Origin of the sequence: Mesorhizobium sp. M5C.F.Ca.IN.020.32.2.1 (assembly GCF_004023105.1) — a bacterium.
GTDB classification, from domain to species: Bacteria; Pseudomonadota; Alphaproteobacteria; order Rhizobiales; family Rhizobiaceae; genus Mesorhizobium; species Mesorhizobium wenxiniae.
Genome location: NZ_RZSX01000203.1, coordinates 1 through 8,321, shown reverse-complemented (window position 1 = coordinate 8,321; position 8,321 = coordinate 1). Strand labels below are relative to the sequence as shown.

General features: G+C 62.8%; 8 protein-coding genes. 2 read left to right on the top strand and 6 right to left on the bottom strand.

Going from position 1 to position 8,321, the window contains the following annotated elements:
- A partial coding sequence (locus EOA86_RS12780; protein ID WP_164891712.1) for a glycosyltransferase family 1 protein occupies positions 1–831 on the bottom strand: 831 nt, incomplete at its 3' end.
- Positions 832–1,234: 403 nt separating this feature from the next.
- On the opposite strand from EOA86_RS12780, the gene EOA86_RS12775 reads away from it, so the two are divergent.
- Together EOA86_RS12775 and EOA86_RS12770 are read left to right on the top strand one after the other, a co-directional pair.
- Complete coding sequence (locus tag EOA86_RS12775; protein WP_128341973.1) at positions 1,235–2,158, top strand: hypothetical protein; 924 nt, start codon at positions 1,235–1,237, stop codon at positions 2,156–2,158.
- 490 nt (positions 2,159–2,648) lie between these two features.
- Positions 2,649–4,124, top strand: coding sequence for a hypothetical protein (locus tag EOA86_RS12770; RefSeq protein WP_206630010.1), 1,476 nt, complete (start codon positions 2,649–2,651; stop codon positions 4,122–4,124).
- 189 nt (positions 4,125–4,313) lie between these two features.
- Here the strand turns inward: EOA86_RS12770 and EOA86_RS12765 are convergent, their stop codons facing one another.
- The 5 genes from EOA86_RS12765 to EOA86_RS12745 form a co-directional block, all read right to left on the bottom strand.
- Positions 4,314–5,243, bottom strand: a complete 930-nt coding sequence (locus EOA86_RS12765; RefSeq protein ID WP_128341975.1) for a phosphatidate cytidylyltransferase — start codon at positions 5,241–5,243, stop codon at positions 4,314–4,316.
- Positions 5,244–5,255: 12 nt separating this feature from the next.
- Complete coding sequence (locus tag EOA86_RS12760; RefSeq protein WP_127208501.1) at positions 5,256–5,918, bottom strand: lysophospholipid acyltransferase family protein; 663 nt, start codon at positions 5,916–5,918, stop codon at positions 5,256–5,258.
- A gap of 8 nt (positions 5,919–5,926) precedes the next feature.
- The gene (locus EOA86_RS12755) at positions 5,927–6,355 is read right to left on the bottom strand and encodes a hypothetical protein (protein ID WP_128341971.1); all 429 of its coding nucleotides are present in this window, start codon (positions 6,353–6,355) and stop codon (positions 5,927–5,929) included.
- Positions 6,352–7,704 carry a phosphatase PAP2/dual specificity phosphatase family protein gene (locus EOA86_RS12750; RefSeq protein ID WP_128341969.1) on the bottom strand — a complete coding sequence of 451 codons (1,353 nt, stop codon included), beginning with the start codon at positions 7,702–7,704 and terminating at the stop codon, positions 6,352–6,354. The genes EOA86_RS12755 and EOA86_RS12750 overlap by 4 nt, the downstream gene beginning before the upstream one ends.
- 2 nt (positions 7,705–7,706) lie before the next feature.
- A partial coding sequence (locus EOA86_RS12745; protein WP_206630009.1) for a class I SAM-dependent methyltransferase family protein occupies positions 7,707–8,321 on the bottom strand: 615 nt, incomplete at its 5' end.

Here is an 8,321-nt window from a genome sequence, read left to right as displayed (position 1 = left end):
GTGCCTGAGATAGCGAGGCAGGTCGGCGTAGGGCTTGGCACCCAGCCAATGTAAGTTACTTGCGCGCGGCAAGCTTAGCGGGTCGATCTTGACCACCGGGCCGAGCATGACGAAATGCACTTCGGGCATTGCCGCAGCCGCCTGTGCGATCATTTCAACGTCGAGCCGTTCGTCGATCACGCCGAAGAAGCCCACTCTCGGGTGAGGTATGTCTGCCTGGTCTACAGGGTCATCGCCGGGCTCTCTTGCCTTGTGGAAATGCGCAACGTCGATGCTGCTGGGGAAGGGAAAAATCGACTTGTGGAGGCTTCGTTTGGCCTCGTACAGACTCTGCCCGCCCGTGAACACGACATCAGCGCGCTGGAACAGCGCCTTTTCCATCTGCGCCAACTCTGCCGGCGCGTTCTTGAAGGCGGAGAGTTCATCCATGCAGTCGTAGACGCACACGTCGTAGCGGAGATGATCGCTGAAACGCAGCGCCATCGGCGTGTAGTACCATACAGTCAGCCGGTCATGCGGCGCTGAGGTGAGGATCTGGTCGACGAACCTGCGCTGGATGGCGTCCGCCTTTGTTGCGGAAATGCCGGCCGGAAGAACCGGGGTTACGATTGTGATCATTGCAGATCGATCGTTCACCCGGATCGAAGGATAGCATATTTCCTCGTAGACCGGCTCCTCAAAGTAAATTAGCTGCTGCTGTTTTGAGGCGTGCGTCAGAATATGCTGCGGGCGTTGGTGTACGAAATCCCACCTGAGGTGAGAAAAGCAAAGTAGAATAGACGATCTTATGGGGATATTTGATTTATTTTTTTTGCCACCCGCTATTTTCATGTAAGATTCCTCTGAATTATAGTTTGTTAATCTCCAGATTAACATATGTTAATCGAAGCACGATCCTGATAAATCCTTTATCCTTGTATCTAACTTTCATTTGAGTAAGTTGTTCCCTGGATTTTAATTGGCTGTAGCCGCCGAGCCGGCCACTTGCGCAATTGTTCGAAGAGACGCGGCGCTGTGCCAACACCCGACGGACATGTCGCCTCGGCCAAGGCGGAGGCGCTTGCAGCTTCATATCTCGCCAAATGTGGCGCATCGCCACAGAACGGCTGAAATCCGCTCAATCGTTCAACAACCATTCATGAGCGCAGGTATAAGAGTTAATGAGCCGCGCATGATTCGTTTTGGTCGCCACAGATGGCCGAAGAGGGCAGCCACCGTGAGAGAGCCGCAAGGAATGAAGTTCAACTTTGAAACCAACGTCTTTCCGTTGTTTCACCCGCAGTCCGTGGATGATCTGAAGGATCCTTGTCCGGTGTTCGACGGCGAGATTTGGCACGTCTTCGGTTCCAGCGGCACTGTCACGACCGAGAGCTGGAAAATACTACATGCCACGGCTCCGGACCTTTATGGGCCGTGGACTGAGCATGAGGCGCTCGACTTGCCGGTAACCGGATCGGGCATAGCGGCGCCCGGCGTCATTCATGAATGCGGCGTCTTCCATATGTTTATCCAGACCGAATTCATGAAGTCGGGCGGACGTTGTGAACATGCGGTTTCCAATGATGGCTTCAACTGGGTGGTGCTGAAACCGGCGATATTGTCCCTGCCGGGCACCGATGAGGACGGGATCTATGATCCCCATCCGGCGATCATCGGCGGCAAGCGCTACATCGTCTATTCAGGTATGCCTAAATTCACCAGGGTGCCGCAGCCTGACGTCTATCTGGCGCGCAGCCAATCCGATTCCTGGTTCGGGCCGTGGAAACGTCTCGGCAAGATATTGGACCATCTCGACGTTCCCCATCACAATGCGCGCGAGCATCCGGACTACGAATGGGGGATCGAGGGCGCCCAACTGGTCGAACTGCCCGACGGTCGCGTGCTTCTCAACGCCACCTGCTTCCTTCCCGAGGGTCCGCGCGGAAGTCGTCAGCGCGTATTCTTCGCCATCGCCGACGACGTCCAGGGTCCCTACGTGTCGGTCGGCCCCGTGCTGGATCCTGGTGAGCCTGGGGAGAACGGCCATTCGACGGTAATGATCGAGGGCGGGAAACTGACCTTGTTTTACCAGAGCAGACGTGAGGCAACGAACCATCGCTGGCGTTTCGGACTGGCTAGGGGCGACCTGGATCAGCAAGTCCTTTCACGAGTCGCCTAACAGGGACGAGCGGGGCCGAGGCGTCGTGGCTGTGTCATGACTATTTCATTCGCGTTCCTGCGATCGTCCATAGCGATAGTCCATAACGTAACGGTGATCGCTAGGCCGGCTCTGCCGCAAGGGCGCAGCAAACTACGCGCCATGATCGCGTCCTGGCTGGTTCTTCGTCAGGATCGACCGAGACCTGGATTACCTGGGGATCAACCACGTCGAGGGAGCCTTATCAACTCATGACTGCCCAAGAAGGGGCCTGAGTGGAAGAAAGCGATCCAGTTCCTGCATAGATGGGTTTGGGACGGGGTAGCCCCACCGGAGGTGCGTCAGGCCTTCGAGGCCGTCGCTTAGGAGAAGGAGATGTTCCTTCCCTGCGACTAGGGCAGGGCATTCTTGCACTGCAAATAGATGACAGTCCGTTGGCCTGCCAACCCGGCGAAACATTTTGCCACCGCGGCAGTTATACCGCTCCGGGGACGAAATTCGGGGCATGCCTTTGAACGATATTAGATTGGCGATACCGCTGGTCGGGGAAGTGGAAGACACTGCGCCGAGATCGGCTGCCGGCCTGCCTTGGATCAAGTTAGCCGGTTCCTATTTCGCAACCGAGGACGGCGAGGCATGGACGCCGATCGGGCACAATGATGCGGTAAGCTGGCCCGAACTCAATGGCCTGTTCCGGCGCGCCGATATGGCCGGCGTGGAAAATCATCTCCGTCGGCTGAAGGAAAGCGGCGTCACCTGCCTCAGGCTGATGCTGGAATATGCCCAGGTTCGCCACCGCTACTTCGAGAAGCCGCAGGGCCGCTTCGTGCCGGCAATGGTGCAATTGTGGGACGACCTCTTTCGTCTTTGCGAAAAACAGGGCTTAAGAATCCTGCTCACCCCCTTTGATACGTTCTGGCAGTGGCTGCACTGGCGCCACCACCCCTACAACCGCAATAACGGAGGCGTGCTGGACCACCCGTCGCGATTCCTGATCTGCGTCGAGACGCGCCGCGCGATCAAGGCAAGGCTGGAATTTGTGGTTCGCAGATGGAGCGGCAGCGGAGCCTTCTTCGCATGGGACCTCTGGAACGAGATCCATCCCGAGCAGGCTCAGGGCAGCGCGGATGGCTTCGGCGCCTTTATCCATGATCTCAGCGATTTTGTGCGCCGGCTGGAAACGTCACTTTACGGCCGCTCTCACCCGCAGACCGTCTCGCTGTTCGGACCTGAGCTTCGCTGGCGGCCCCACATGCCGCTGCCCGGGCCGATCTTCCGCCACCCAGACCTCGACTTCGCCTCCCTCCATCTCTACGAGGAGGGCACGATCGATGACCCCAGTGACACGGTGGCGCCGGCGCTCGGCATGGCGCGGATCGTCGGAGAGGCGCTCGGCGAAATCCGTGACGGCCGCCCTTTTCTCGATTCCGAGCACGGCCCGATCCACTCATTCAAGGACAAGAAAATCACGCTTCCGGAACCTTTCGATGATGAATATTTCCGCCATTTGCAATGGGCTCACCTGGCCGCGGGGGGCGCGGGTGGCGGCATGCGGTGGCCAAACCGCACCCCGCACGTGCTCACCCCCGGCATGCGGCGTGCGCAGCGTTCGCTGGCCGATTTCCTCCCTCTGATCGACTGGGTTTCGTTCCGGCGTGCCCATCTCGGCAACAAGATGCGGGTTTCCGGTCCCGACGCCGCGGCTGTTGCCTGCGGTGACGATTCCCAGGCAGTGGTCTGGCTGGTTCGCCGCGACACGATCGGGGGGAACGGTATGCTTCGCGCCGGCGCTGCGCCGGTTCCGGTCGCCTTGGAGCTGCCCGGGTTGGCTCGCGGCACCTATCGCGTCATCGCCTGGGATACCACTGCCGGCAGGCAAACGGCGGATTGGCAAGCGAATTCGGACGGCTGGCTGAAGCTTGATGTGCCGCCGTTCTCCGCCGATGTCGCCCTTGCCATCCGCCGAGGCGTTCTGGCTGCGCCATAACTATTTCATCCGCGGTCCCGTTGGTCCAAGCAGAGCCACGGGAAATACCTCTCACGACCTGCGGCAAGACTCGAAGGGGTAGCGTGGGGATCCGCAGGTTGCGCTCAAGGTCGCTGGCAGGCGCCGCATTCGCCGCTGGCTGTCAAGAAAGCGCCGCTTGCGGCTGCAAAATAAGGCTGTAGTTCGCTGTCACGTCCAGAAATAGCGCACGGTGTGGAAGAAAACCGGGGCAGCGAAAACCAGGCTGTCGGCGCGGTCCATCATGCCGCCATGGCCCTCGATCAGATGGCCCCAGTCCTTCACCCCCTGATCGCGCTTGATGGCGGAGGCGACCAGTCCGCCGAGGAACCCCATCAAGCAGGCGATGAAGGCGACCCCCGCCGCCTGGAGCGGCGAAAACGGTGTCAGGAACGACAGCAGCGCGCCAAGCAGGCTCGACGTCGCCAGCCCGCCGACCAGCCCTTCCCAGGTCTTCGACGGCGAAACCTTCGGCGACATCAAGTGCCTGCCGAACAGCTTGCCGAAGATGTATTGCAGCACGTCGCTGCCTTGCACGGTGATGATCAGGAATGCGATCAGCAACAAATTGCGGCCCTCGAAACCGGGCACCTCGAGCGTCAGCAGCGCCGGCACGTGGCTGACGCAGTAGACCGAGATCATGACGGCCCATTGCTGCGCCGAGACGCGCTCGAGAAAGCGCTCGGTGTCGCCATGAAGCGCGGTGATCGCCGGCATCAGCAGGAAACAGTAGACCGGGATGAAGATGGTGAAGAGGCCGTACCACGCGGTCCACACCAGCCAGTACTGGAACGGGATGATGATGCCGAACATGCCGAGCAGCACCCAATGGTCGCTGCGGCGGCTGTGCGTCAGCGTCACGAATTCACGCAAGGCCGCAAACGAGATCAGCGCGAACAGGATGGTCATGCCGGAGCGGCCGAAGAAGAAGGCGACGGTGATCGCCACGACCATAACCCACCAGGCGTTGATGCGCTGGTTGAGGTTGACCAGCGTCGAGGACAGCGGCTTCGGCGCGCGCCACGACAGGATGCCGGCAACCAGGCTTGCTGTGGTCAGCACCGCAGAGAGGCCGACAACCAGAATGAGGGTCTCGTGCATTGGCATGTTGTTCTAGTCGTCTCTTAGCGGGCGGGGATTGAGCGCAAGCAGCGCCTTGCGGGCGCGGTCGAGAAAGGCCCGGCGTTCCTCGCCGGGCGCAATGGCGATCGGCGCGCCGAAGACCACGCGGCAGAGCAGCGGCACCGGCACGAACTGGCCCTTGGGGAGCACCCGCGACATGTTCTCGATCCAGCAGGGAATGAGTTCGACGTCGGGCCGCGCCATCGAGAGATTATAGAGGCCGGAGCGGAACGGCAGCAGTGGCTCGTCTGTCATGTTGCGCGTGCCTTCGGGGAAGATGATCAGCGAATGACCCTCATCGAGCACCGACAGCATGATCGAGATCGGATTCTGAGCCTCATCGATCCACTGCCGGTGGATGAGCACCGAGGACAGCATGTCCTGCGCGATGAACCGGCGCAGCCGTGATTTTCCCCAATAGTCGGCGGCAGCGACGGCATGGGTGCGGGCGCGCTCCTTCTCGCTGAGGCAGGCAGACAGCAGGATGAAATCGCCGTGGCTGGCATGGTTGGCGAAGTAGATGCGCTGCCGGTCCGACGGCTTGCTGCCGTTCCAGATCGGCCGCACCCCGGTCACCGCCCAGGCCAGCGCCGATAGGCCGACCGAGGTCACGGTCTGCAGCAGGGTGAAAGTCCTTGTGCCGAGCTTGCTCATCGTCCGGCTCAGAAAGACAAGGCGACAGCGGATGCCGCCACGAACAGGCCGAGTGCGATGCGCTGCTTCATCAGCAGGCGCTGCGTGCCCGCGATGCGCCGGTCGAGCGAGCGGATGCCGGCAGCGGCCGGTTTGACGCGCATGCGCGCCAGCACGTCGTCGACCGAGGCACCGCCGGCGGCTTCGCTGACGTGGCTCGCCATCAGCCAGAACAGCAGCGCGTCGAAGACAAGCAGGGCCGAGACGGCGAGGGTGACCATGCCGCTCGCTGCCGCCACCAGCCAGGCCGCCGACGCCAGCGTCGTCGTCTGCGGCTGCGCTGCCACGGCAATGAACGGCGCGGCCACCAACGCGGCCAGCACCAGCAGCAGCGGCCACACCGCCTGCGTCATGAGGCTGGCGGCGAAGGCCTCGGCTTTGTCTCGATGGGCACTCATGCCGGCTCGTCCGCCGCGATCCGAAGATGCACCGGACGGCCCGATGCCGTTAGCCGCTTATGCGCCTGCGCCGGCGTTGGCGAGCGACCGCTCGCAACCAGCCAGTTGGCGACGATGGCGGCGCTGCGCTGGAAGCCGAGCGCGCAGCAGACCAGCACGGTGCCGTGGCCGCGGGCCGCCTCGATCGCCGCCACCGCTTGCGTTTGCGCCGCTTGCGAGGGCGGCAAGAGATCGACCATGGCGACAGCCGTCCAGCGGCAGGTGACGCCGCGCGGGCTTTCCAACTCGCCGGCAAGGTCGATTACCGTGCCGAAAGCGTCGGCCTCGGCGGCGGTGGGAAAGCGGCCGAGGAAGACGCCGTCGGCGATCGCGACATGCGGCGGCAGCTTGCGCGTCCACGCCCACACATTGATCCTGGCGCCAAGCCGGTAAGGCAGCAGCAAAACACGGCTGGCCAGCGAGACGCTGCCATCGGCCGCTTTCTGGAACACTTTGGCGCCGGCTCCGACATAGGCGAAGGCGACGATGGCCAGCGCCAGCGCCGGCCACAGCAGGATGAGCCACAGCGCCGAGACGAAGGCGCCGGCAACGGCGCCGGCCAGTGCCAGGGCTGCGACGAGCGCGTAGAACAGCGCCAGCCGCCGTGCCTTGGGATCGGCGGTCAGCCGGAAGCCGGCGAACGGCAATTCGCCGTCGCGCGGGAACAGCCACAGGGCGAAGAAGCCGAGCAAAGCGCCGGTCGGGATATCGATGACATGGTGCTGCCATGTCGTCAGCACCGAGGCGCCGATCAGGAAACACCAGACGTGCCAGACGATGGCGGCCAGGCCTTTGAGCCGACAGCGCCAATGATCCCAGATGATGACAAGCAGCGCGATGTGCAGCGACGGCGCTTGGTTGAACGGCTTGTCGAAGCCGCCGAGCACCGCGAACATGAACCCCGGCAGGCCTGATGTCTGCGGCCGCATGAAGGTCGCCGTCAGCGGGAACAGGATGAAACAGGCGACGGCGATGATCTGCGCCGTGAGGTAACGGCCGGCGAGCCGGTCGACGCCGCGCTTGGTATCGTTCAACAGCAGCGACAGGCCGTAGAACAGGTTGATCGACCAATAGGGCACGATCGTCCAGGCGATGAACGGGATGCCGCGCTCCCAGGCAAAGACGATGCTGCCGACATCGTCGCGCTGCGACGCCAGCCAGTTGGCGAAGCCGTAGGTCACGTAGAAGAACGGCGCCAGAAACGCCAGCCACAACGCAGCGCGCAGCACGATTCCGGCGTACGGCTCGCGCGCGGAGGCAGAAAGGGCAGGGGCCGCGGCAACGGCGGCGCCAAGGACTGGCAAGACCATGCTCAGACGCGCCGCGCGATCGAGACGGTGAAGATGCCCCACTGGTCGATGCGCTGGTCGAGCTTTTCGAAGCCGGCCGCCGCCACCAGCTGGTCCATCTCGCCTTGCGTGCGCCGGCGCATCACCCAGGCCTGGCCGCCGCGATGCGAGGTCAGGCTGCGCGCGATCATTTCGAGCTGCGGATGCCAGGGCTGGTTGGTGTAGAGAAGCAGGCTGCCGGGCTGCATCGCCTTGGCCAGCCCGCCGAGCGAGCGGGCGATCATGGCGTTGTCGGCAAACAATTCGTAAAGCCCGGAGACGATGGCCAGGTCCGGCGCCGGATCGAGCCCGGCCAGCATTTGGGCGTCGAATGCGTCGGCCTGGTGGAACGAGACGCTGGTCGGCAGGTGCCGCTCGGCGATCAGCTTGCGGCCGAGCGAAACGTTGAGGTCGGAAAAATCCTGCAGCCGCACGCTGGCCGGCGGCTCAGTGCATTTGGCGACGGCGTCGAGCACGTAGCGGCCGTGGCCGGCGGCGATATCGACGATATGGACCGGCCGGCCGGCCTTCAGCGTCCGCGTGGCGCTGCCGATCAGCTCTTCCAGGTGCAGCTTGCGCTGGCGGATGCCGCGCCAGCC